Here is a 24987-nt window from a genome sequence, read left to right as displayed (position 1 = left end):
TGATGAGGCCTCGAGGGCGGTTCAGGACCCTCCGGTCCCGTCGAGGTCGAGGCGGATCAGCGCCAGTGCCTCGGCGATCTCCGCGGTCATCTCGTCCTGCGGCCCGTAGACCAGGACGAGGTCGGCGTGGAGGGGTTCGAGGACGGCGCGGGCCTCGGCCGCCCGGCCCTGCGCGAGAAGCAGCATGCCGATGTCGCGGCGCAGTTCGAGGGCTTCCTCACTGGCGTCGCTGTCGACGGACCGTACGACGCCCAGTACCGCTTGCAGCGTGGCGAGCGCCTCCGTCACCTGGCCGAGTTCGGCACGGCAGCGGGCGGCCTGGGCCCGGCAGGCGCGGGCCTGTGCGCTGCTGGGGCCGTTGATGCGGCCGTACGCGTCGGCCAGCGCGGCGAATTCGGGCAGCGCGGCCCGGTAGTCACCACCGAGGAGCTGGATGGCGGCCCGCTGGGTGCGCAGCTCCAGCACCGGCCGGCTCTCCACGCCGAGCAGGCGAGCGGCCGGCTCGATGACCTCGCCGAGTACCTCGGCGGCCTGGGCGAACCGCTCCTCCTCAAGAAGGGCGTCGGAGTGCGCGTACGCCTCCTTGATCTCGGCCCGCATCACGGCTGGGACTGCGAGGGGTTCGGCGGCAGGGAGTCCCGGAGCGGGGGCTCCCGCCGCGCCTCGCCCGCTCTGGGCGCGGGCACGGGGGGCGTACGGGTTACGGAACAGCCCGGTCGGGTCGGGCGCACCGGCCGGTCCGGCTTCGCCCGGCGCCGGTGCCTGGCCGACCCTCGGCAGGAAGGGCCGCAGCCGCTCGTACACCTCCTGGATGTCGGCGGGCCGCGCTTCGGGGGCCTTGCGCAGCAGGTGGAGAACAAGCTCCTCCAGCCCGGTCGGCACCTCGGAACGCAGCTGCCGGAGCGGGGTGGGGGCTGCGCTGACGTGCTGGTACATGAGCAGGAACTCACTGTCCGCCTGGAACAGCACCCGCCCGCTGAGCAGCTCGTGCAGCACGCACCCGAGGGCGTACAGATCGGTCTGCGGGGTGATCCGGCCGCCACGGACCTGCTCGGGCGCCATGTACTGCGAGGTCCCGATGGGGGAGCCGGTCGCGGTCAGCTTGGTCGCGTCGTTGCGCAGGATGGCCGCGATGCCGAAGTCGAGGACCTTTACCGTCCCGTCGCGGGCGACGAGGATGTTGCCCGGCTTGAGGTCCCGGTGGATGGCCGGCACCTCGTGGGCGTGCGACAGGACCGTGGCCACCTGGGCGGCGACGGCCGCGGCCCAGCTCACGGGCAGCGGCCGGGCCGGGTCCACGTAGCCGGACAGCTGGACGCCTTCGACCAGCTCCATGACGAGGAACAGCCGCTCGTACGTGTCGTCGAGGACCGCGTCGTACACCTGGGGGACGCCGGGGTGCTGGATCCGGGCGGTGATCCGGGCCTCACGCCGGAACCGTTTGGCGAACTCCTCGGCGAGTTGAGGTGAGGTGACGGACTGCTGCCGGATCAGCTTCACGGCGACGGGCCGGTCCAGCACGGCGTCATAGCCGCGCCAGACATCGCCCATGCCACCGTGGCTGAGTTCCTCCAGGAGTTCGTACCTCCCGGCGATCACCTGCTGCGACACCTTGCTCCGCCCCCGTCGCGTCCGCGCGCCGGCGTGCGTACACAGGTGGTGTCGGCCGGCCCGACATGCCGGAACCAGTCTGCGGCGTGTGGCGATCTTCCGTCCAGTGAGGTTGGCCGGGTTCGTCGGCTATGGCCGAGAAGCGTCCATGGCGTCGAGGTTTCGCCCCCTCCCCCGTCGGTCCTGTCCAGGCCCGGCGGGCAGGTAGCGGGCTCGGGGAGGCGTTCGCCGCGGGTGTCGGTCGCCTCGATCGGTACGGTCGCGGGGTGCATGGCGGTGAGGCGCACGCGGAAGTCCCGGCTGGGGACACGGCCGTGACGGACGGCGTTCGTGGCGAGCTCGGCCACGAGCACGGTGAGGGTGTCGTGGGCCTCGGTGCCGTAGGGGAAGCCCCAGGCGTGCAGCCGCTCGCCCACAGGCGGCGCGCGAGGCGGGCGCCGCACGGGGTGGAGCTGAAGCGCATCTCGTAGTGGTGGGTGTGGTGCAGGGGTTGCGTGGTGGGGGTGGCACCGACGGGGTTGGTCGCCATGGCTCCACGGTGAATCGTGGTGGCGTAGCGTGACCATGGGTGACGCACCGTCGCGTTCGGTGTGCGCGGGAGTCGGCGCGATGCACTTGCGTTGGAGGGTGACTGCGGTGCGGGACGATGACGAGGCCGAGCGGGAGCCGGTGGGGCAGCACCCGGAGGACGAGCCGGGTCGGGGTGTGTGACGGCGTTCGGGCGGCAACTGAAGTCGTTGCGGACCCGGGCCGGGCTGGGCTTCTCTGGCGGAAGAGCAGCTACAGCGGGGCAGAGGGCGGCGAGTGCGTCGAGGTGGCCACCGCATCCGGCACCGTCCAAGTCCGGGACTCCCAGCGGCTCACCGGCCCCGTGCTGACCGTGGGCCCCGACGCCTGGGCCGGGTTCGTGGAGCTGGCGGCCGGGCCCCAGGCGTAGCCAAGCGCGGCGCTGGGCCCGCGTACACCGCCACGGTGTACGCGGGCCGGCGCCGGCTCCCTATGCCGCGTCGTCCACGCCCTCCTCGCGGCGGATCATCCGCCACGCGGCGCGGCGAGCGCTGCGGTCGAGGCTTGACTTGAAGTTCCGGTCGGCGCCGAAGTACTGGCGGCCGAGACCGGCGATGGTGTCGATGTGGTCGGCCATCTTGTCGGCGAAGACCTTGTCGAACACCTTTCCAAAGTTGTCCTCGTCGTTGACGACGGCCGCGGCCCGTACCTTCGCATCGGCCTTGGCCTCCTCGAAGGGACGGATGACGTCCTGTTCGGTGAAGTCAGTGCCGAACTTGGCGTTGAACTTCTCGATCAGTTCCGACAGGAGCGACTTCTCCGCCTCCTTGGCACCGCCTTCGCCCTCACCGAAGCCCGGCAGCGTCGCCGCCCCCTCGGGGCTGAGGGAGACGTCATACTCGCCGGTCTTCTGCACCCGCAGGTGGCTGAGGTCCACCTCGCCGATGTCCACGCCGCCGTCCGTGCGCCCGCGCAGCCGGGTAAGGAGGTAGCGCCCGTACAGGTGGAGGCGCTCCAGGTCGGGATCGTGGTAAGGCACGATCTGGGCGAGGAAGCCGTACTTGCGTACGTAGTCGATGAGGTCGGCGCGGAAGTCCTCGGCCGTCTTGACGTCGTCCTCGTCCTCGTCGTTGTCGCGTAGGGCTTCGTAGCGGGTGACGGCCGGGGACAGGCGGCGGTAGAGCTCGGCGTGCAGCTTCTCCCACTTGGCCTGAGAGCCGGCGGCCTTCTCCTTCGCCTCGAAGTAGGCGGCCGCGAACTCGTCCATCTCCGCTTCGGAGATGATCGGCGCGGACATGACCCGGCTCTGGGCGGTGTAGAGCAGGTTGGGGTCCGAGGGGAGGGTGTTCGCCTCCTCGAAGTACGGGCGGAACGCCTCCTTGATGTCCTCGGCCTCGTTGGTGAAGTCCAGGACGGCGAGGTCGGCTTGCGCCTTGCGCTCGGCGGTGCGGTTCAGACGGGAGAGGGTCTGGACTGCCGCGATGCCGGTCAGCGTCTTGTTGACGTACATGGTCGTCAACAGGGGCTGGTCGAAGCCGGTCTGGTACTTCTCGGCCACGACCAGGATCCGGTACTCCTGCTGCCCCTTCGCTCCCGCCTTGACAGCCTTGTCGTCAGCACGCGTGTAGCCGAATGCCTTGGGCAGGGCCGTCTCGGAGAGGCCGCCGTTCTCCTTCGGCTCGGTGGTCTCCTCGCCGTCGATGGTGAGGGAGCCGGAGAAGGCGATCAGGACACCCAGGTCCGGGTACCTGGTGTGGTAGTCGCGGTCCTTGATGTAGCTCTTGATGGCGCGGGCCATCTGGACGGCGGAATGCCGGGAGGCGGTCACGACCATGGACTTGGCGCGCCCGCCGAGTCGGCCCCGGGTGTGGGCGACGAAGTGCTCGACGATCACCTGTGCATGCTGGGAGACGGTCGAGTCGTGGGTGAGGACGTACCGGGCGAGGAGCGAGTTCGCCTTGGCGGGGTCGACCTCGCGCTCGTCGTGGTTCTGGTTCACCAGCTTCCAGTACGTGTTGTACGTGACGTAGTTGCGCAGCGGGTCGAGGATGAACCCTTCCTCGATGGCCTGGCGCATGGAGTACGTGTGGAAGGGACGGTAGGCGGCCTTGCCGTTCACCTGATCCGGGGTGCCGAAGAGTTCGAGGGTCTTGGACTTGGGGGTGGCGGTGAAGGCGAAGTAGGAGAGATTGGCGGCCTGGGAGCGTTCGAGCGCCTTCTTCTTGAGCTTGTCGGTGACGGTGACGCTGGTCGCGCCGGCGTCGTCGGAATCGGAGTCGAGGCCGAGTTCGCGGAGGGCGGCCCGGACGGAGGTCGCTGCGTCGCCGGACTGGGAGGAGTGGGCCTCGTCGATGACGATCGCGAAGGAGGTGCCCTTGATCTCGGTCGGGTTGCGCTGGAGGTAGTCGAGCAGTGCGGGGAACGAGTGCAGGGTGACAGTGACGATCTTGCCGGTGTCGCGGGAGAGGGCGCGGGCGAGCTGCTCGCTCTTGGCGCCGTGCTTCTCGTCGATCTTGACGACCAGGCCGTCGGTCTGGGAGAAGCTGCCGACCGTCTCGCGGAGCTGGGCGTCCAGGTTCCGGCGGTCGGTGATGACGATGACCTTGTCGAAGACAGGCGCACCGGGCTTGATGAAGCCGGCGGAAAGGGCCTCGGTGTCCAGCGTGCGGGGATCGTTGTCCGCGTGCAGGTCGGAGAGGCGGTGGACGAGCCAGCCGATGGTGTTGGACTTGCCGGAGCCGGCCGAGGCCATGATCAGGTAGTTCTGACCGGCACCGTGGGTGGCTGCGTGGGCGGTCAGCTTCTTGACCACGTCCCACTGGTGATAGCGCGGGAAGATCGTGGTGCGGGTGGTGGTGCCACCGGAGGTCTTGGACTTCTGCTGGTGGGCGAAGCGCTGGAGGAGGTCCAGCCAGTTGTCCCGCTCCCAGACCTGCTCCCAGAGGTAGGAGGTGGCGTACTGGCCGAAGGCGGAGGGGACCGGGTTGCCGGCGCCGCCGGGGCGGCCGGGGCCTTCGGAGCCGGTGTTGAAGGGCAGGAAGCGGGTGTTCTTGCCCTTGAGCTGGGTGGCGACGAAGACCAGGTCCGGGTCGACGGCGAAATTGGCGATGACCCGGCGGGTGAAGATCAGCTCGGTGGGGTCGCGGTCGGTCCGGTACTGCTCCTTGGCGTGCTCGATACCCTGGCCGGTGAGCGGGTTCTTGAGCTCGGCGGTGGCGACGGGGATGCCGTTCAGGAAAAGGGTGAGGTCGAGGCGGTGGTGCCAGTCGAGCTGCTTGGTGGCGTAGGGAAGCTCGCGGACGACGGTGAGGCGGTTGGCGTGGTAGCCGTCGAGGGCGGAGTCGTCGGGCACCAGGTTTGGCTTGAAATAGGCCACTCGGATGAGAACGCCGCGATCCTTGACGCCGTTGCGCAGGACGTGGAGCAGCCCGTCGTTGGCGATGGCCTGGTCGAGCCGTCGGGCGAAGCCGCGCTGGGCCTCGTTGGCGTCGCCGTAGACGGTCCGGAGCTCGTGCCACTCCTCGGCCTGGGTCTTGCCGATGAACTCGAACAGCTCCTGTGTGTCCAGGCCGAGGTCGGGCTGATACCCGGCGGGGCTGGCCGCGCGCCAGCCGCGCTCGGCCAGGGCCGCGACTATGGCGGAGCCGAAGGCGGACTCGTCGTGGACGGGGCTCATACGGTGATTCCCTCCGTTACGTTGCGCCCGCTGGCGGTGGATACGTCGAACTGGCCTGTGACGGCGGCGGTGATGAGGGCTTGGCGGCGCTCGGCGAGGAGGGCGAGCTGGCGTTCAATCTGCGGGCGCAGCCTGTCCAGTGCAGCTCGCTCCTCCGCCACCCGCGTCACAAAGTCGGCTTGCGCATCCAGACCAGCCGCAGGGATTGGCCAAGCCTTGACCTCTTCGAACCGAATGTTCGCCATGGACTGGGAAGCACCGTTCGACCCAGCCGCACAGAGGGCGCGAATTCGACGTCCTCGCGCCACCGTTGCCACGAAGTTGGCGGCAATCCTGCCGTCCAAGCGGACGCGGAAAATCTTGTCCGAAAGGAGCAGCCTCCGGCGAACCTGGGGTACAACAGCAGTTGAACCTACAAGTTGGGGAGTGTTCGCTCGAACAATGAGCAAGTCCCCTTCACGCACCTCACTTCCCTGATCGGGTTCAACTTCCGCCGGGAGTCTCTTGTTCTCTGAGGGGATAAACAGACCGGGCCTTAGACAGCTGACCTTCAGAACCCCCCATTCTTCGTCGGCAGCCGGTACTGCATCGCATTGAGGACTGACACCTTGGTCAACACCCAAGAGGAATCGGCGAAGCGGCACAACACCGTGGGACTCCATGAACTCATTAATTCCCAGGTCCAGCTGAGCTGATTCCCGCTCGTCGAGTTTTTGGATGGCACTCCGCTGAAGAATGCTCAACCTATCGATCCGAGCGGTCTCGGCGTCGAGGAAGTCAGCAATGCGGCGCTGCTCTTTCCTGGACAGGACTGGGAACGAGAGCGCCCCGACATCTTCGGAAGTAATGGCCCGATAGGTGGTACCAGTAGAGACGGCATCGAGCTCAGGGCGGGCATAGTGGAGCCACCACCACAGAAAACGGGCGTCACAGTCGATGGCAGTGACGGCACACAGACCACGGCCGATACCGTACGAGAGGTCTGCGATGTTTAGTGCGCCGACCGGAGCTCGAACGGACAACAGCACATCCCCAACACTCGCCACCTTAGGGGCGGCGTCGCACTGATAGCGGGCGGAGGGGTTGGCCTCCCGAAACTCGGCATTTCCCTGGAGGAACGGCCGCCCTGCCACGAGTTCGCTCACCTCAGCAGAGGGAGGTGACTGGCCGGCGTTGATCCGCGCGACATATTTCAGCGGGATAGTCGTCATTCCGTTACCTCCCCCAACAGTGCCTGGATCTCCGCCTCCAGGGCTTTAAGCTCCGTGTCGATCTCCGACAGTGGCCTCGGCGGTTCATACACGTAGAAGTGCCGAGTGAACGGGATCTCGTAGCCGATTTTCGTCTTCGTGTGGTCGATCCACGCGTCCGGGACGTGCGGGTGGACTTCTCGCTTCAGGTACTCCTCAACGTCTTCGCCCAGCGAGACGTTCTCGTAGTCCCGCAGTTCCGTGTCCGGTTCCGGCTCACCCTTGATCTTCTGCACCTCGCCTCCGGGGTCGCGGACGCCAATCGCGTCGCGGAGAGCCTTCGCGAAGGGGGCACCCATCGGCCACAGCAGGCCGGCAGCAACCACCGCGTCCTTCAGCGCCACCAGCGCGTCGGACTTGGTCTGCCACGACGAGCCGAGCAGCGTGCGGACGGCGGCTACGAACGCTTCCGCGTCCGCCAACTTCTGGACCGGCTTCGCCGACGCCAACGCCTCAAGCGTCTCCTCCGTGACCTCGAAGCGGAGCTTCAGGGGGCGTTCGACCGTAATGCGCTGGTAGCCGAAGGCCTCGTTGTCGAAGACCTTCACCTTGCCGTGGAGCTCGTGGTCCGGGTCCGCTGCGGCCTGGATGGCCTCCGCGTACAGGCGCGTCACGTCCGCAATGTGCTGCTTGCCCAACTCCTTGCGCTTGTCGCCCAGCGACTTGCGCATCTTCTGGAACTGGTCGCGCGCATCCAGCAGGACGACCTTGCCCTTGTGGTCAGGGGACTTGCGGTTGGTGAGGATCCAGAAGTACGTGGAGATGCCCGTGTTGTAGAAGAGCTGGTCAGGGAGAGCGACGATCGCCTCCAGCCAGTCGTTCTCCAGGATCCAGCGGCGGATCTCGGATTCACCCGAGCCTGCCGCGCCGGTGAAGAGCGGGGAGCCGTTGAAGACGATGGCGATGCGGGAACCGCCACCGCCCTTCGCGTCCACCGGCTTCATCATCGAGATCATGTGCTGGAGGAAGAGCAGCGAACCGTCGTTGATGCGCGGCAGGCCCGCGGCGAAGCGGCCGGCCTCGCCCATGTGCTTGTGCTCGTACTCGACCTCGTCCTTGACCTTCTTCCACTCCACGCCGAACGGCGGATTGGCCAGGAGGTAGTCGAACTTCTCCCTCCGGTGGGCAGGGTCGCTGAAGGAGTTGCCGAACGCGATGTGCTCCGGGTCCTGGCCCTTGATCATCAGGTCGGACCGGCAGATGGCCCAGGACTCGGGGTTGAGCTCCTGGCCGTAGACCTCGACCGTCGCGTCCGGATTCAGGGCCTTGATGTGGTCCTCGGCGGCCGACAGCATGCCGCCCGTGCCGCACGCTGGGTCCATGACCGTGCGGACCGCGCCCGGCACCGTCAAGGCGTCCCCGTCGGGCGCGATCAGGAGGTTGACCATCAGCTTGATGACCTCGCGGGGGGTGAAGTGCTCACCCGCCGTCTCGTTGGACTGCTCCGCGAAGCGGCGGATCAGCTCCTCGAAGATGTAGCCCATGTTGTGGTTGGAGACGACCTCGGGGTGCAGATCTAGGTCGGTGAACTTGCCGATGACCTGGTAGAGCAGGTCGGCATCGTCGAGCCGCTTGATCTGCTGGGTGAACTCGTACTTGTCGAGGACTTCGCGGGCGTTGTCCGAGAAGGCACCCACGTACTTCTGCAGGTTCTTCGCCGCGCTCTTCGGGTCCCCGGCGATCTTCTTCAGGGTCAGGCCGCTCCTGTTGTAGAAGGAGTGGCCCGAGGCCTTGCGCAGCCAGTGGTCCGGATCGATCTCCTGGCCCTCGTACTGGGCTGCGGTCTCCGCGACCTTCGCCCGGGTCGGCTCCAGGACGCACTCCAGCCGGCGCAGCACCGTGAACGGCAGGATGACCTTGCCGTAGTCGGACTGCTTGTAGTCGCCGCGCAGGAGGTCGGCGACGGACCAGGCGTGGTTCGCCAGTTCCGTGTGCTTACTGCTGTTCAAGGGGTTCCCCGGTTTCCTTCCGGACCGTCCCGCCCAAGGGAAGCGGGTGCGGACAAGTGTGGTGGATGGTCGAGAAGTACGCGTGTGGTTCAGGCCGGTTCGGTATCGGACGACACCCCGGCCGGGGCCGGGAGTAGGGCGCCGCCCGTGAGGCCGCCCGTCAGCAGGGCCGCCGTCTCCTCCGCGAGGCGCGCGGCCTCCCGCGCCCGCGCACGCAGTTCATGGACGTGACGGAAGGCCTCGCCGTAGCGGCGCTGCTCGTCCAAGGGCAGCAGCGGGACCCGTAGCCGGCCCGGAGCCACGTGCAGGACGGTGCTGCCGGTGGAGGCCCCCGCGATGTTCTCCGCAGAGCCGACAAACCCGGCCAGGAACCAGGAATCCAGGCGGGCCGGGTCCGGCCGCAGGAGATGGACCTGGGGGCCGAGAAGAGCCCCCGCGTCCCCCTCGTCCGCCACTCGAGCCGTCGGCCCGGCGCCGCCCACGACCGCCCGTACCAGGACATCGCCGACGGCGACCACGGGCACGGGAGCCGCCGAACGGAGTTCCGCAGGATCGCCGGTCGGGCCCGTCCCGCGCGCGATGTCCGCTCCGGTGAGGACCGGCGCCGCCGTTGCGGAGGCGGCGCCTTCCGGCTCCGGTTCCGGGCCCTTGGCGTCCGGCACGGTACGGAGCAGGGTCAGTGCCCCGCCCCGGGCAAGGTCGGAGGCGGTGGCCGTACGCCATTCCCGGGCCGGGCCGCCGGGTTCGGGTGGGGTCCAGGCGGTGAGGTCCGCCGCGTCGAGGAGGGAGCGGGCGGCTTCGGTCAGCTCACGGCGGCCCGTCTCCGTGCGCGTGGACAGCTCGACGGGGTCGACGTCCGTGCGGGAAATACGGACCTGGCGGGCCGGGGTGAGGTCGACAAGCTCGTCGAGGAGGTCCACAACCGGTACCGCACGTGCGCTGCCGGGCTCGGCCGCGAACCCGTCCGGGTCGGCGGTGAAGGCCGCCCAGTGGGCGAGCGTCCGCGCCGTCAGGTCGGCCCAGTCGATCGGGGCACGGGAAGAACCCGTTCGCGGCGAGCCTGCCGCCTGTTCCCCGGCACCCGACCCGGGCGCCCCTGCCATGTCGACGAACAGCACCGACTTCCGCTCCAGACCGCCCGGCTCGGGCCGTTGCAGTACCCACAGCTGCAGGCCCACGTGCAGCGGCGGTGCGGCCCCGGCCGGGAGAGCCAGTACGGCCCGTACGGCGCCACCGCGCACCAGCTCCGCCCGCACCCGGCGCCCGGAGGGGCGGGAGGCGGTGGCGGGCGGCAGGAGCAGCACGGCCCAGCCGCCGGGGATGAGGTGGGCGAGGCAGTGCTGCACCCAGGCGAGCTCGGATTCGGCCCGGCCCGGTACCCCGTACGCCCAGCGCGGGTCGTAGGCGAGCTCGTCGTGGCCCCAGTCTCGGTCTCCGTACGGCGGGTTGCACACCACGGCATCCGCCGTCAGGCCGTCGAAGGCGTCCGCACGAAGGCTGTCCCCGAGGCGTACGGTGACCTCGGCCCGCGGCGCGGCGAGGCTCAGCCCGACCGCGGCGCGCTGGGCCTGTACGGGTACGGAGTCCTGGCCGAGGAGGGTGGTGGCGCCGCGCCCTGCGGCGGCCGCCAGCAGCGCGCCGCTGCCGCAGGCCGGGTCCAGCACCAGCGCGACCCCGGCCGGGAGCAGCTCCGCGACCAGCCGCGTCAAGGGTTCGGGGGTTCCGTAGACACCGGTCGCGGCGCTGTCCTCCAGCTCCCTTTCCGCGAGCACCGCGAGCGCAGCCGGGCCGCCCTGCTCACGCACGCAGCGGAGGATCGCGCGCAGTGTGGGGCCGTCGGATGCGGAGAACGGGGGACTCGCGGGCGCCTGCCCAGGGAGCGAGGCCAGGAGCTCGGTCACCTCTTCGGCGGCGCGGGCGACGAGCTCGGCGTCCGTGAGGTCGGCGAGCGCCGCCGTCTCGTCCGTGGAGCGGCGGGCGAGCGTGAGGACGAAGCCGATGCGCCAGGTCGTCCTGTCCGGGTCGGAGGCCTGGAAGCGGACCGCGGTGCGCAGCTCCTCCCGGGGGTCGGCAACCTGCGTGTGACCGCGCGAGCCGAGCCACGCCTGGACCGCTCCAAGGTCGTAGAGCGGACTGGTATCGGTGCCGCCGGACGGATGGGGGAAGTCGGCGTGCCGTCGGCGCCAGTTGCTGACGGTGGCCCGGGTGACACCGGCGATGCGGGAGATCTCCGCGGCTGTCACGTGGGCTGTTGTCTCGGGCATGACCGGGCGGCACCTCTCCTCTGGGCGGGCAGTGCACACCCTACACCACAACCCGAACGTGAATACATGTTTGACAGCGCTTTCACTGACACATCTACTGAATGTCGTAAGCACCACGGTCTCGCCTCACAACCTCGGGAGTCCTCATGCCGCTCGACCCAACCGTCACCCCCAGCCCTGCCACCGCCCCCAGGACCCGGCGCAGCACTCTCTACCTGCTCCGGGACACGGGCCCGTCTCCCGCGGACCTGCGCGCAGCACTCAACGCCAGGTATGAGCACGATCACTCCTTCGCCGTCGAGGACTTGACGGTCGGGGGCGCCCCCGCGCTCCTCTGCCACGGTGTGATCGGCCACCACCGGCCGCCCGACTGGACCTCCGCCGTGCACACCCTCACCGGGCGGAAGCCGCCCGTGGAGAACCGCACCTCGGCGTGCGTCCTGCTCCTCCCCGTCGCCGACGACGTCTTCGCTCTCACTTTCGGCATGGGGCATCTGCTGCTCGACCAGAGCCGGATCTCTCCCGGCTTCGGCTTCGATTTCGTCCTGCGCGCCGCACAGCCCGACGCCATCCGCCAGGTCACGCACAGCCTGATGGACGCCAGAGGCCGCACGGACCGGAGCTCGGCCGCCCAGGGCCAGCACATCCGCGCGTTCCCCATCGAGGAGTACGGAGAGGTGGTGAGCCGGCTGGTCGGCACCCTGAGCTCGACGGAGCTCACGATCGGGAAGCACAGCCGGCGAACGGCTCAGGTGGCGGGTACGGACGCCCTCAAGATCCATCTCGGTGCGCAGCCCGAGGACCTGCTCCACGATCTCAGGCAGATCCGGGCGATCCTCGCCCGCCGCTCTCCCGCGCCGGAATTCGAGGCCATCGCCCGTGTCCGGCCCCTCAAGAACGGAGACCCGCGGCGCAGCGCCCTGGAGGTACGCCTCGACGATCTGCTGGGTGCCTCGGCGGATACCGGATCACTGGCCCTCGCCGTCCCCGCGACCTGCCTCGACCAGGAGGACGCCGCACTCTCCTACCAGGTGAAGGTCGGACCCATCCGCCGCCTCATGCCTTCTCTTCCGGGGACCGACGACATTCTGGAACTTCTCGACGGGATCCCGCCCGGCAGGCGCCTGGAAGCCCTGACAGCGGGCTACATACAGATGCATCGGGACGAGGAGGGCACCGATCCGGTGAGCGCCCAGGTGAAGGCCCACAAGTGGATCGCGGCGGAGATCCCGCTCGGCTCCAGCCGCTACTTCCACCACGAGGGGCGTTGGTTCGAGATCGGGGACCAGTACCTGGAGGGCATCCGGAGCGAGGTCGACACCCTGCTCACCGCGCCGGCCGGCTGTCCGCTGCCGGACTGGTCGGCCGATCTCGCGACGGAGGAGGAGTACAACCTGGAGGCGGCGAAGCGCGGTTACCTCTGCCTAGATCGTCAGCTGATCCGGACCGCCTTGCATCCGCACGGATTCGAGGCCGCGGACCTGCTCGCTGAAGACGGGACCCTGGTCCACGTCAAGCAAGCAGCCTCCTCGGCACCGCTCAGCCACCTCTTCGCCCAGGGCAGGATCTCCGCCGATGCTCTGCGCAACGACGCGCAGGCGCGCGCCGAGTTCGTCCGGCGCGTGCGGGAAGGGCGTCCGGGGCACCCCGTCGGCGAGGACTTCACTCCGAGGAAGGTCGTCTACGCCATCTCGCTCAAGAGCGGCAAGGCCCTGACGACGAAGAACCTGTTCACCTTCGCCCAGGTGTCCCTGCTGCAGGCGGCCCGTGCACTGCGCGCCCAAGGCATCAACGTGTCCGTGGTCGGCATTCCGTCTGTGGACACCAGCGCCTGACCCACGTCCGCGAAGGCTCGACCTTCACGCCGTGCATGGACCTCTTCACACACCCTTCCGACAGGCAGGTCGCCCGCAAAGGCGTCACCGGATACTCCTGGTGGTAAACCTCCACGCAGCACCCGCCCTGCACCACGGTCACTCACGCCATCCGCCCCGTCAGGTAGGTCATGAGTCGAGGGCGAACCCTTGGAACGGCCGGTCAACGCATCGGAGCACAGGAGACTCCGGCCTTCGGACAAGAGCCAGCTCTCCTTCACAGCATCGTGCGACGTTCACGGAGCAGCTGCTGCTGCAAGAGCTCGCAGAGGCGGACGGCCGGATCGTCGAGAAGCGGAGGCGTTCCAGACGTGGAGAAGTGGCCTGCCCGCGTCGCCGCTGCACGCAGGTCCGGGAAGGATCCCCAAGACGAATGAACTGTACGGGGGTTGGTGGCGTGGCGGGTACGAGATCAAGCTCGTCGACATCCCCGCCCGGCGCCTTGCCGTCCCCGTACCGTCGCGCTCACGGCCGCACGCCGTGGTCCGGGCCGTGCAGAACGAAACCCATCCTTGGCCAAGTCCGTCCAAGGACGTGCCCTCCAACTCATCCAGACGCTGATCCTCGCCTTCGACGGGATGGTCGGGGTGTCGGTCCATTCACTTGCCCGATGCTGTCGGCCGCCGCAGGGGACGAAACGGAGGCGTCCGGACGGGGTGCGTAGCCGAATCGGGAGATCCTGACCCCAGGAGTGCTTTTTAGCCTCGTCGATTTCCTTCCCGGTGGCGACGCGCTTGGTCCGGTCCTGCTCCTGGAGGACGAGGAACCCCACTGACTGGCCCTGTGCGGTGATGGTGAAGTGGGGAGACGAACAGCGGCGGGGGATGAGACGGGGGCGGAGCCGGCCTGTCCTGCTGAACCGGAATGTCCTGCGGTCTCAGCAGCGGTGCTCGCCGAGATCGCGGAGGAGGTCACCCCTCGCGGCGGAGCCACCGAACACAGACGTCTCAACGAGATCGAAGGGGCCCGCCAGTAGCGCATCCGCCGGGAAGCCGTCATGGAGGTAGCAAGTGTCCAGTACGCCGAGGCTTGCCGCGTCAGGTACTTCGAGGGGCAGGAAGCGGCAAGGTGTGACGCCGTCCGACTGCCGGACTACGTGAGCGCCGTACGCACCCGGGTGAGTCATGACCCCAGGCCGAGCCAGGAGGAACGTCACTACTGAGAAGCGGCTGGGGAGGGGCCTGCCAATGGCTCGGCAGCCTGCCCCTGCCGCCTCTAGGTGTCGACGACCACAGCTGAGCGCCACTCGACGGTCGCCAAGCTTGCATGCCGACTCATCAGAATTTCGCGCCGTTCGTGCGTCAAACGTGTGTCACGTCCTAACGCACGTAACGCCCATAACGCACACTCGGAGAAGCGCCAGGTCAGCGGCCCTTTTCCAGGGGCTCCAGGATCGCCACGCACTCCACGTGGTGCGTCATCGGAAACAGGTCGAAGACGCGGAGGGTGCGGGGCTTGTAGCCGGCTTCGGCGAAGTAGGCCAGGTCGCGGGCCAGGGCCGCCGGGTCGCAGGCCACGTAGGCGATGCGGCGGGCCGAGAGGCTCGCGATGTGGCGGACCGTCTGCTTGCCGGCGCCCGCGCGCGGGGGGTCCAGGACGATCAGGTCGCACTCGGTGATGCCGGTGCGCGGGAGGGCGGTGTCGACCTTGCCCTGCTCGATGCGGACCCGGGGGAAGTCCGCCAGGTTGTGGCGGGCGTCCTCCACCGCGCGCTTGCCCGACTCGATGCCGAGGACGGCCCCGGTCTCGCCGAGGCGCTCCGCGAGGGCGCCCGCGAAGATGCCCACGCCGCAGTAGAGGTCGAGGGCCATCTCGCCCTTGCGCGGCATCAGGCCCTGCATGACGGCCTTGATCAGGGTGTCGGCGGCCTGCGGGTGGACCTGCCAGAAGCCGCCCATGCCGACGCGGTACGTGCGGCCGTCGGCGCGCTCGCGGACGAAGGGGCGGCCGTGGACGCGGTGCACGCCCCCGTCCTTCTCCTCCACGCGCAGGACGGAGACCGGCTTGTCGAGCTCGACGAGCGGGAGGCGGCCGCCCGGGCGGGGGGTGAGGACGACCTGGCGGTCGTTCGAGCCGGAGGCGGCGATCGCCTCGACGGAGGCCATCGCCGGCCAGGAGCGCTTCTCGATGCCGAGTTCCGTGACCCCGGCCGCCGCGATCATGCAGTGGTCGACGGGCTCGATGTCGTGCGAGCGGTGCTTGCGCAGGCCGACGCGGCCGTCCTCGTCGATGGCGTACTGGACGCGGGTGCGCCACTGCGGGACCTCGCCGGCCGGCAGCTTGTCGCCCTCGGCGGGGGCGACGGTGCCGTCCCAGCCGGCCTCCTCCGGGGTGAGGCCGGCGAGCCGCTTCAGCTGCTCGGCGACGACCTCGCCCTTGAGCCGGCGCTGGGCGCCCGGCTTGGCGTGCTGCCAGTCGCAGCCGCCGCACTTGCCGGGGCCGGCGAACGGGCAGGGGGCCTCGACCCGGTCCTTGGAGGGGGTGAGGATCGTGACCGCGTCGGCGCGCAGGAAGCGGGAGTCCGTCTCGCCCTCCGTCACGCGCGCGACGACCTTCTCGCCGGGCAGGGTGTGCCGGACGAACAGGACGCGGCCGTCGGAGGTCCGCGCGATGCAGTGGCCGCCGTGCGCGACGGGGCCGACCTCGACCTCGTACTCCTCCCCGACCAAGGACTGCTTCTCGTTCTGCTCGGTCATGGTGGGGAGGCTCCAAGGATCAAAAGAAAGAACGGCCGGACGACCGACCCACCAGTTTACGTGGATCCCGTCCGGCCGTTCGCCACCCGCCGGGGCTACTTCCCCGCCGGGTCCTTCGCACGCGGCCGCGGGGTGTCGACGGGGCCGCGGCGCACCGCGCCCGGGGCGTTCCACTCCTGGCGCTTGCGGGCCCGCCGGCGGGCGAGCTCCGAGGACTCCAGCTGGTAGGGCACCGAGGTGACCATCACGCCGGGGGTGAAGAGCAGCCGGCCCTTGAGGCGCAGGGCGCTCTGGTTGTGCAGCAGGTGCTCGTACCAGCGGCCGACGACGTACTCGGGGATGTAGACGCTGACGGCGTCGCGCGGGTTCTCGCTGCGCAGCCCCTTGACGTACTCGACCACCGGGCGGGTGATCTCGCGGTAGGGCGAGTCGAGGATCTTCAGCGGGACGTTGATCCCGCGCCGCTCCCACTCCGCCTTGAGCGCCTTGGTCTCGGCCGGGTCGACGCTGATGCTGAGCGCCTCCAGGGTGTCCGAGCGGGTCAGCTTGGCGAAGGCCAGGGCGCGCAGGGTGGGCTTGTGGACCTTGGAGACCAGGACGATGGAGTGGACCCGGGAGGGGCGCACGCTGTCGTCGCTGGGGCCCTCGTCCGCGGCGATCTCGGAGGCGACCCGGTCGTAGTGCTTCCGGATGGCCGTCATGGTGCCGTAGAAGATCAGCATGCCCAGCAGGGCGACCCACGCGCCGTGCGTGAACTTGGTGGCCAGGACGACGACCAGCACCAGCCCGGTGAAGATCGCGCCGAAGGTGTTGATGGCCCGGGAGCGGTGCATCCGGCGGCGGGCGGCCTGGTCGCGCTCGGTCGACAGGTGGCGGTTCCAGTGCCGGACCATGCCGATCTGGCTGAGCGTGAAGGAGACGAACACGCCGACGATGTAGAGCTGGATCAGCTTGGTGGAGTCGGCGTCGTAGATCCACACCAGCAGCATGGCGGCGCCCGCGAGCAGCACGATGCCGTTGGAGAAGGCGAGCCGGTCGCCGCGGGTGTGCAGCTGGCGCGGCAGGTAGCGGTCCTGGGCGAGGATCGAGCCGAGCAGCGGGAAGCCGTTGTACGCGGTGTTGGCGGCCAGGAAGAGGACCAGGGCCGTCGCGGTCGCCAGGACGACGAACAGGATGCTGCCGTTGCCGAAGACGGCCTCGGCCACCTGGGAGATCACCGGGTGCTGGACGAAGCCGTCGCCGACCGGGACGCCGTTGTCGAGCAGGTTGGTGGCGGGGGCCTCGGCCATGCGCACCTTGGTGGCCATGGCCAGGCCGATGATCCCGCAGAACATGGTGACGGCCAGGCCGCCCATGAGGGCGAGGGTGGTGGCGGCGTTCTTGCTCTTGGGCTTGCGGAAGGCCGGCACGCCGTTGCTGATCGCCTCGACGCCGGTCAGGGCGGCACAGCCGGAGGAGAAGGCGCGCAGCAGCAGGAAGACCAGCGCGAAGCCGGCGAGCCCCTGGTGCTCGGCCTTGATCTCCAGGTGGGCGGTGGGCGCCGTCATGGTGTCGCCCATGACCAGGCCGCGCCAGGCGCCCCAGCCGATCATGACGAAGACGGCGCCGACGAACACGTACGTCGGGATGGCGAAGAGTTTCCCGGATTCCTTCACTCCGCGCAGGTTCATCAGCGTGAGGAGCAGAATCATGATGATCGCCGAGAGCACCTTGTGCTCGATGACGAAATCGACGGCCGAGCCGAGATTCTCGACGCCGGAGGAAATGGACACGGCGACGGTCAGGACGTAGTCGACGAGCAGGGCGCTCGCCACCGTCAGCCCGGCCTTGGGGCCGAGGTTGGTGTTGGCGACCTCGTAGTCGCCGCCGCCGCTGGGGTACGCGTGGACGTTCTGCCGGTAGGAGGCCACGACGGTGAACATCAGCACGACGACCGCGACCGCGATCCAGGGGCTGAAGTGGTACGCCGACACACCCGCGATCGACAGGACCAGCAAGACCTCGCCGGGGGCATATGCCACGGACGAGAGCGGGTCGGAGGCGAAGACGGGAAGGGCGATCCGCTTGGGGAGGAGCGTTTCCCCGAGGCGGTCGCTGCGCAGCGCCCGGCCGATCAGGATCCGTTTGGGCACGTCGGTCAGTTTGGACACGCAGAGGATCGTAAGCGTTCGATATAGGACTGACGAACCCCCGGTCCGTGATCCTCACCAATGCGCCGCCAATGAGGCACCGCGCGGACCCCAAATGGTCACACCGGTGACCGCCCGTGTGTAGCTTGGGCCATGGTCTGAGACCCTGTTTAGCCAGAGCATGCAATGAGGCTGGAAACCAGCGAGCCGCTGTCAGCCGGAAGGACGGCCGTGCACATCGTCATTATGGGCTGTGGAAGAGTGGGTTCCGCTCTCGCGCAGACCTTGGAGCAGCAGGGGCATACGGTCGCCGTGGTCGACCAGGACCCCACCGCATTCCGCCGGCTCGGGGCTTCGTTCGGCGGCCGCCGCGTCACCGGGGTCGGCTTCGACCAGGACACCCTGCGCGAGGCCGGGATCGAGGAGGCCGGAGCCTTCGCCGCGGTCAGCAGTGGTGACAATTCCAACATCATCGCAGCCCGCGTGGCCCGCGAGATGTTCGGCGTCGAGAACGTCGCCGCCCGCATCTACGACCCCAAGCGCGCCGAGGTGTACCAGCGCCTGGGCATCCCCACCGTCGCGACCGTGCGGTGGACCGCCGACCAGATGCTGCGCCGGCTGCTGCCGTCGGGCGCCGAGCCCCTGTGGCGGGACCCGAGCGGCGGCGTCCAGCTCGCGGAGGTGCACACCTCCCCCGCCTGGATCGGGCACAAGGTCAGCAGGCTCCAGGAGGAGACGGGCGTGCGCGTCGCGTTCCTCACCCGCCTGGGCGAGGCCATGCTGCCGACTTCGCAGACCGTGCTCCAGGAGGGCGACCTCGTCCACGTGATGATGCGCACGGACGAGATCGACAAGGTCGAGGCGGCCTTCGCCGAGGGTCCCGAGGAGGCACACGCATGAGGGTCGCGATCGCCGGAGCCGGGGCCGTGGGCCGCTCCATCGCGGGCGAGCTGCTGGAGAACGGCCACGAGGTGCTCCTCGTGGACAAGGCGCCGACCGCCATCTCGGTGGAGCGGGTGCCGCAGGCGGAGTGGCTGCTGGCCGACGCCTGCGAGATCACCTCGCTCGACGAGGCGGCGCTCCAGCGCTGCAACGTGGTCATCGCCGCCACCGGTGACGACAAGGTCAACCTGGTCGTCTCCCTCCTCGCCAAGACCGAGTACGGGGTCCCCCGGGTCGTGGCGCGGGTGAACAACCCGAAGAACGAGTGGCTCTTCAACGAGTCCTGGGGCGTCGACGTGGCGGTGTCCACGCCGCGCCTGATGTCGGCCCTGGTCGAGGAGGCCGTCAGCGTCGGCGACCTGGTGCGCCTGCTGCGCTTCAGCCACGGCGACGCCAACCTCGTCGAGCTGACCCTGCCGGCCGACTCCTCGGTCGCCGGTACCCAGATCAGCGAGATCAACTGGCCCGAGGACACCTCGCTGGTGACGATCATCCGCGGCAACCGGGTGCTCACCCCGCACGGCGAGGAGACCCTGGAGCCGGGCGACGAGCTCCTCTTCGTGGCCGCCCAGGCCCGTGAGGAGCAGCTGGAGGACCTCCTCCAGGCCAAGCACTGAGGGAACGCCGAAGGGGCGGGGTGACCACCGTCACCCCGCCCCTTCGCCGTGTCCGGGCTCAGCCCCGCTTCTCGCGGGCGGCCTCCTCGGCCTCGTACTCGGCGATCACGTCGATCGGCGGCGGCGCCTTCGCCAGGAAGACCCAGGTGAAGTACACGGCGAGCACCATCGGCGGGAGCTTCAGCGCGATCAGCACCCAGCCCAGCTGGGTCTCGTCACCCCACCAGTAGAGCGGGAAGAGGATCGCGTACTTCGCCAGGAAGATCAGGCCCCAGGCCAGGCTGGCCTTGGTGTAGGCCTTCTTGCGGCCGGGGTTGCGGGTGCGCCAGGACAGGTTCTCCTTGAAGACCGGCCCCAGGATGACGCCCAGCAGCGGGAAGCCCACCAGCGCGGAGAGCGTGAAGGCGACGCCGAGGCCCACGCCGTAGATCATGCCGGGCAGGTAGAAGCCCTTGGCGCTGCCCGTGAACAGGGCGAAGGCCACGCCGACGCCCACGCCGAAGACCCCGCTGAAGGCGTGCTTGACGGTGTCCTTGCGCACGAGGCGCACGATCACCAGGAGCACCGCGACCACGCCCGCCGCGATGGCGGACATCTTCACGTCCTTGTTGATCGTGTAGATCATCACGAACAGCAGGCCGGGGAGCATCGTCTCCACGGTGCCCCGGATGCCGCCGAAGGCGTCGAACAGCGCCGCCTGCGTGACCTCCTTCTGGTCCCCGGAGGGGGCCGGGGCGGACTCGGGCGGGGTCGGACGGTCGAGTGACGTCACCGGTTACTGCTCCTGTCCCACGGGTCGGAGTTCGTACTTCGGGTTGAAGAGGACCCGGCGCCCGTGGCTCATCGCGATCCGCCCGGAGGCGATCATGCGCCGCCCGGGCTCGATTCCCACGATCGAGCGACGCCCGAGCCACACCACGTCCAGCGCGGCCGAGCCGTCGAAGAGCTCCGCCTCCAGGGCGGGTACGCCCGCGCGCGGCCGCAGGGTGACGGTACGCAGGGTTCCGGTCACCTTGACTATCTGGCGGTCGTGGCAGTCGCAGATCCGCGTGCACCCCGCGGCTTCTGCGTCCTCCTGCAGCTCCGCCGAATGCAGCTCCTCCTGGGAGGTGGACAGCCGCTCAATCATCCGGCGGAACCGGCCCGCCGGCCTGGCCGGTTTCGCGGGCTTCTCGGGACGCGGTTCAGCACTCATACAGGAAGCGTACCGGCGCCCCCGCCGGCACTCGAAGCCCCACCGCCCCCGCCCCACTACTTCTCGAAGCGGTAGCCCATGCCCGGTTCGGTGATGAAGTGCCGCGGGTGCGAGGGGTCCGCCTCCAGCTTGCGGCGCAGCTGGGCCATGTAGACCCTCAGGTAGTTGGTCTCGGTCCCGTAGGAGGGCCCCCAGACCTCCTGGAGGAGCTGTTTCTGGCTGACCAGCTTCCCGCCGTTGCGCACGAGCACCTCCAGCAGGTGCCACTCGGTGGGGGTGAGCCGTACGTCGCGTCCCTCGCGGACCGCCTTCTTGGCCGCGAGGTCCACCGTGAACCCGTCGGTCTCGACGACCACCTCGTCCTCGCCCGCCCCGGCGGGCGGCTCGGCCCGGCGGACGGCCGCGCGCAGGCGGGCAAGGAGCTCGTCCATGCCGAAGGGCTTGGTGACGTAGTCGTCGGCGCCCGCGTCGAGGGCCTCGACCTTCTCGTCGGAGCTGTGCCGGGCGGAGAGGACGAGGATCGGGACGCGGGTCCAGCCGCGCAGCCCCCTGATCACCTCGACCCCGTCCATGTCGGGCAGGCCGAGGTCGAGGACCACCACGTCGGGGTGGCGGGCGGCCGCGAGTTCCAGGGCGCCCGCCCCGTCGGCCGCGGCGTCGACCTCGTACTTGCGGGCCTTGAGGTTGATCACGAGGGCTCGGACGATCTGCGGCTCGTCGTCCACCACGAGCACCCGGGTCATGGGGGTCCTGCTTTCTGTCGTTCGGGGAGGTCGGGCAGGTCGGGGAGGTCCCCGGCCCGCTGGGGCGCGCGGGGCTCCGGGTGGTCAACGCCGTCGGGGCGGTGCGGGGTTCCGGCGCGGAGGGTGAGCACCATGGTCAGCCCGCCGCCCGGGGTGTCCTCGGCGGCGAGGGTGCCGTCCATGGCCTCGGCGAAGCCCCGCGCCACCGCCAGGCCCAGGCCCACCCCGGCGCCGCGCGGGGCGTCGCCGTGCCGCTGGAACGGGGCGAAGATGCGGTCCTTGGCCTCGTCGGGCACCCCGGGGCCGCGGTCGACGACCCGGACCTCGACGCGGTCGCCGAGGGCGCTGGCCGCGACCAGCACCCGCCGGCCGCGGGGGCTGTACTTGACGGCGTTCTCCACCACGTTGGCCACCGTCCGCTCCAGCAGCCCCGGGTCCACCCGCACCATCGGCAGCGTCTCCGGCACGTCCAGCTCCACGCTGTCCTCCGGTACGCCGCCCAGCGCCATCGGGACCACCTCGTCGAGGTCGATCTCCCGGATCAGCGGGGTCACGGTGCCGGTCTGCAGCCGGGACATGTCGAGCAGGTTGCCCACCAGGTGGTCGAGCCGGTCGGCGCCGTCCTCGATGCCCTCCAGCAACTCGGCCCGGTCCTCCTCGGACCACTCCACGTCGTCCGAGCGCAGGGAGCTGACGGAGGCCTTGATGGAGGCCAGAGGGGTGCGCAGGTCGTGGCTGACGGCGGCCAGCAGGGCGGTGCGGATCCGGTTGCCCTCGGCCAGCCGGCGGGCCTCCTCGGCCTCGCCGACGAGCCGCTGGCGGTCGAGCACCACAGCGGCCTGGGCGGCGAAGGCGCCGAGCACCCGGCGGTCCTCGGCGGGCAGCACCCGCCCGGACAGGGCCAGCGCCATGTGGTCGCCGATCGGCATGTCCACGTCGGCGTCCTCGGGCCGGGCCGCCGGGCCGGGGCCCACTCCGGCGGCCCGGGTCCAGGGCTCCCGCTCGTCCGCCCGCTCCAGCAGCGCCACCGACCGCATGGCGAAGGTCTCGCGGACCCGCTCCAGCAGCGCGTCCAGGGCGGTCTCGCCGCGCAGGACGCTCCCGGCCAGGGTGGACAGGATCTCGGACTCCGCCCGCAGCCGGGCCGCCTGGTGGGTGCGCCGGGCGGCCAGGTCCACCACCGAGGCCACCGAGACGGCGACCCCGAAGAAGACCGAGATGGCCATGATGTTGCGGGGGTCGGAGATGGTGAACCGGTGCAGCGGCTCGACGAAGAAGTAGTTCAGCAGCAGCGAGCCGAAGGCGGCCGAGGCGAGGGCCGGCCAGAGGCCGCCCAGCAGAGCGGCCGCCACCGTCAGCCCCAGGAACAGCAGCATGTCGTTGGCGAGGCCGGGGTCCGTGCTGATGTGGGTCAGCAGCAGGCACAGCAGCACCGGGAAGACCACCCCGACCAGCCAGCCCGCGACGATCCTGGTCCGCCCGAGCCGGGCGGCGGAGCGGGCCACGGGCAGCCCGCGCCCCTTGGCCACCTCCTCGTGGGTGACGATGTGCACGTCGAGGTCGGGTCCCGAGTCACGGGCCACCGTGGCGCCCACCCCGGGGCCGAGGACGTACTGCCAGGCCTTGCGGCGGCTGGAGCCCAGGACGATCTGGGTCGCGTTGACCCCGCGGGCGAAGGCGAGGAGGGCTTCGGGGACGTTGTCGCCGATCACATGGTGAAACGTTCCTCCCAGGTCCTCGACCAGGGTCCGCTGAACCGCGAGCTCCTTCGGGGAGGCCGAGGTCAGCCCGTCGCTGCGGGCGATGTAGACGGCCAGGATCTCGCTGCCGGAGCCCTTCGCGGCCATCCGGGAGGCCCGGCGGATGAGCGTGCGCCCCTCGGGGCCGCCGGTGAGGCCGACGACGATGCGCTCGCGGGCCTGCCAGGTGGAGCGGATGCCGTGCTCGCCGCGGTACCGCTGGAGGTACTCGTCGGCCCGGTCGGCCGTCCACAGCAGCGCCAGCTCGCGCAGGGCGGTGAGGTTGCCGGGGCGGAAGTAGTTGGACAGGGCCGCGTCGACCTTGTCGGGCTGGTAGATGTTGCCGTGGGCCATCCGCCGGCGCAGGGCCTGCGGGTCCATGTCGACCAGCTCGATCTGGTCGGCCCGGCGGACCACCTCGTCCGGGACGGTCTCGCGCTGGCGCACCCCGGTGATCGTCTCGACCACGTCCCCGAGGGACTCCAGGTGCTGGATGTTGACGGTGGTGACCACGTCGATGCCGGCGCGCAGCAGTTCCTCGACGTCCTGCCAGCGCTTGGCGTTGCGCGAGCCGGGCACGTTGGTGTGGGCGAGCTCGTCGACGAGGGCCACGGCCGGGCGGCGCGCGAGGACCGCGTCCACGTCCATCTCGCTGAAGGACGCGCCCCGGTGGACCATCTCCCGCCGTGGCACCTGTTCGAGGCCGTGCAGCATGACCTCGGTGCGCGGGCGCCCGTGGTGCTCGACGAAGCCGACGACGCAGTCGGCGCCCCGCTCCACCCGCCGGTGGCCCTCGGAGAGCATGGCGTACGTCTTGCCCACACCGGGTGCCGCGCCCAGATAGATCCTCAGCCTGCCGCGTCCCATGCGCTCATTCTCGGGGACGTTTGCGCTGTTCACGCACCGATCGGCCGCCGGAGGGGGATCCCTGACGCATCCCTGACGCCCGGCGGGTACGGCAGCGGGCCGTATCCCCGGAGGAGTACGGCCCGCGGTCTGGAAACGGGTGGCGCCGGGGTCCGCCGGTTCAGCGGATCTCGGTGATCATCGGGCCCTGCTCCAGCTGGCCCATGCCGCCGGAGAAGCGGGAGCTCTCCTGCTCCTCGGCCGTCTGCACGCCGTCCGGCACCATCTGGGCGTCGTTCGGCAGCTTCAGGACGATGGGGTCGCGCGGGGCCATCGGGCCGTCGCCGCGCACGACGACGGTGTCCCGGAAGATCTGCTCCAGCACGCCGGCCGACTCGGGGCGCACCGCGCCCTGGCCGGAGATGACGCCGCGCAGGAACCAGCGCGGGCCGTCGACGCCGACGAAGCGGACCAGCTGGGCACCGGTCTGGCCGTCGGGCAGCGGTACGGGGACCTGCGCGCGCAGCTCCCAGCCCAGGGGGCCGTCGACCTCGTCGATCAGACCGCCCTGCTGGGTGATGCCCGAGGCGATCTCGTCGCGGACCTCGCCCCAGATGCCCTCCTTCTTGGGGGCGGCGAAGGCCTGGAGCTGGACGGCGCTGTCCCGCAGGACCACGGTGGCGGCGACGATCGCGTCCCCGGCCACCTCGACGCGCAGTTCCATGCCCTCGACACCGGGTACGAGGATGCCGCCCAGGTCGACCCGGCCGTCGGCGGGGTTTCCGGGCACCTCGGAGACGTCCCAGGGGCCGTCCGGCCGCGGGGCCGGCGGCAGGTTCAGCCGGCGGGGTTCCCCGGCTTCGGCCGCCTCGTCGGCGCGCACGCCGTCGACCTGCTCGGCCGCGCCGCCGTCGTCGGCGGAGTCGTTCTTCTTGCGACGTCCGAACAC

General features: G+C 70.0%; 16 protein-coding genes. 4 read left to right on the top strand and 12 right to left on the bottom strand.

The genetic code is table 11. The features are described from left to right. Nucleotides 1-21 precede the first annotated feature (21 nt). Nucleotides 22-1551 (bottom strand): serine/threonine-protein kinase, encoded by a 1530-nt coding sequence (locus ABT403_RS09680; protein WP_425580303.1) that lies wholly within the window; start codon nucleotides 1549-1551, stop codon nucleotides 22-24. A gap of 763 nt (nucleotides 1552-2314) precedes the next feature. Here ABT403_RS09680 and ABT403_RS09670 point away from each other — a divergent pair. Then, on the top strand, nucleotides 2315-2548 hold the full coding sequence (locus tag ABT403_RS09670; RefSeq protein ID WP_344166719.1) for a DUF397 domain-containing protein: 234 nt from the start codon (nucleotides 2315-2317) through the stop codon (nucleotides 2546-2548). Nucleotides 2549-2608: 60 nt separating this feature from the next. Here the strand turns inward: ABT403_RS09670 and ABT403_RS09665 are convergent, their stop codons facing one another. The 4 genes from ABT403_RS09665 to ABT403_RS09650 form a co-directional block, all read right to left on the bottom strand. Next, nucleotides 2609-5794: a type I restriction endonuclease subunit R gene (locus ABT403_RS09665; protein WP_344166123.1), complete on the bottom strand. Its 3186-nt coding sequence runs from the start codon at nucleotides 5792-5794 to the stop codon at nucleotides 2609-2611. Then, entirely contained in the window at nucleotides 5791-7005 is a 1215-nt protein-coding gene (locus ABT403_RS09660; protein WP_344166122.1) for a restriction endonuclease subunit S, read from the bottom strand. The genes ABT403_RS09665 and ABT403_RS09660 overlap by 4 nt, the downstream gene beginning before the upstream one ends. Further along, a complete protein-coding gene (locus tag ABT403_RS09655; RefSeq protein WP_344166121.1) occupies nucleotides 7002-8993 on the bottom strand; it encodes a type I restriction-modification system subunit M in 1992 nt (663 codons plus the stop codon). Before ABT403_RS09655 ends, ABT403_RS09660 begins: the two co-directional genes overlap by 4 nt. 89 nt (nucleotides 8994-9082) lie before the next feature. After that, nucleotides 9083-11257, bottom strand: coding sequence for an N-6 DNA methylase (locus tag ABT403_RS09650; protein WP_344166120.1), 2175 nt, complete (start codon nucleotides 11255-11257; stop codon nucleotides 9083-9085). A 146-nt stretch (nucleotides 11258-11403) separates the two neighbouring features. On the opposite strand from ABT403_RS09650, the gene ABT403_RS09645 reads away from it, so the two are divergent. After that, on the top strand, nucleotides 11404-13092 hold the full coding sequence (locus ABT403_RS09645; protein ID WP_344166119.1) for a DUF6119 family protein: 1689 nt from the start codon (nucleotides 11404-11406) through the stop codon (nucleotides 13090-13092). Nucleotides 13093-14495: 1403 nt separating this feature from the next. On the opposite strand, the gene ABT403_RS09640 is transcribed toward ABT403_RS09645, so the two are convergent. Together ABT403_RS09640 and ABT403_RS09635 are read right to left on the bottom strand one after the other, a co-directional pair. After that, the gene (locus tag ABT403_RS09640; protein WP_344166118.1) at nucleotides 14496-15827 is read right to left on the bottom strand and encodes a class I SAM-dependent RNA methyltransferase; all 1332 of its coding nucleotides are present in this window, start codon (nucleotides 15825-15827) and stop codon (nucleotides 14496-14498) included. Between the two features lie 95 nt (nucleotides 15828-15922). Continuing rightward, complete coding sequence (locus ABT403_RS09635; protein WP_344166117.1) at nucleotides 15923-17977, bottom strand: APC family permease; 2055 nt, start codon at nucleotides 17975-17977, stop codon at nucleotides 15923-15925. A 210-nt stretch (nucleotides 17978-18187) separates the two neighbouring features. Here ABT403_RS09635 and ABT403_RS09630 point away from each other — a divergent pair, with 210 nt between their 5' ends. Then, nucleotides 18188-18856, top strand: coding sequence for a potassium channel family protein (locus tag ABT403_RS09630; RefSeq protein ID WP_344166116.1), 669 nt, complete (start codon nucleotides 18188-18190; stop codon nucleotides 18854-18856). Then, nucleotides 18853-19515 carry a potassium channel family protein gene (locus tag ABT403_RS09625; RefSeq protein ID WP_079430188.1) on the top strand — a complete coding sequence of 221 codons (663 nt, stop codon included), beginning with the start codon at nucleotides 18853-18855 and terminating at the stop codon, nucleotides 19513-19515. The genes ABT403_RS09630 and ABT403_RS09625 overlap by 4 nt, the downstream gene beginning before the upstream one ends. A gap of 58 nt (nucleotides 19516-19573) precedes the next feature. Here ABT403_RS09625 and ABT403_RS09620 read toward each other — a convergent pair whose 3' ends face one another. From ABT403_RS09620 to ABT403_RS09600, 5 genes are all read right to left on the bottom strand, one after another. Continuing rightward, on the bottom strand, nucleotides 19574-20287 hold the full coding sequence (locus tag ABT403_RS09620; protein WP_344166115.1) for a DUF3159 domain-containing protein: 714 nt from the start codon (nucleotides 20285-20287) through the stop codon (nucleotides 19574-19576). Nucleotides 20288-20290: 3 nt separating this feature from the next. Next, on the bottom strand, nucleotides 20291-20710 hold the full coding sequence (locus tag ABT403_RS09615) for an OB-fold nucleic acid binding domain-containing protein (protein ID WP_344166114.1): 420 nt from the start codon (nucleotides 20708-20710) through the stop codon (nucleotides 20291-20293). Between the two features lie 56 nt (nucleotides 20711-20766). Further along, nucleotides 20767-21453 (bottom strand): response regulator, encoded by a 687-nt coding sequence (locus ABT403_RS09610; RefSeq protein WP_344166113.1) that lies wholly within the window; start codon nucleotides 21451-21453, stop codon nucleotides 20767-20769. Then, nucleotides 21450-24059, bottom strand: coding sequence for a DUF4118 domain-containing protein (locus tag ABT403_RS09605; RefSeq protein ID WP_344166112.1), 2610 nt, complete (start codon nucleotides 24057-24059; stop codon nucleotides 21450-21452). The genes ABT403_RS09610 and ABT403_RS09605 overlap by 4 nt, the downstream gene beginning before the upstream one ends. A 160-nt stretch (nucleotides 24060-24219) precedes the next feature. After that, the gene (locus ABT403_RS09600) at nucleotides 24220-24987 is read right to left on the bottom strand and encodes a DUF3710 domain-containing protein (RefSeq protein ID WP_344166111.1); all 768 of its coding nucleotides are present in this window, start codon (nucleotides 24985-24987) and stop codon (nucleotides 24220-24222) included.

Origin of the sequence: Streptomyces sp. NPDC000075, assembly GCF_040301925.1 — a bacterium.
GTDB lineage: Bacteria > Actinomycetota > Actinomycetes > Streptomycetales > Streptomycetaceae > Streptomyces > Streptomyces polychromogenes.
The sequence above is the reverse complement of the archived record's forward strand: the minus strand, read 5'-3'. Positions and strand labels throughout refer to the sequence as shown.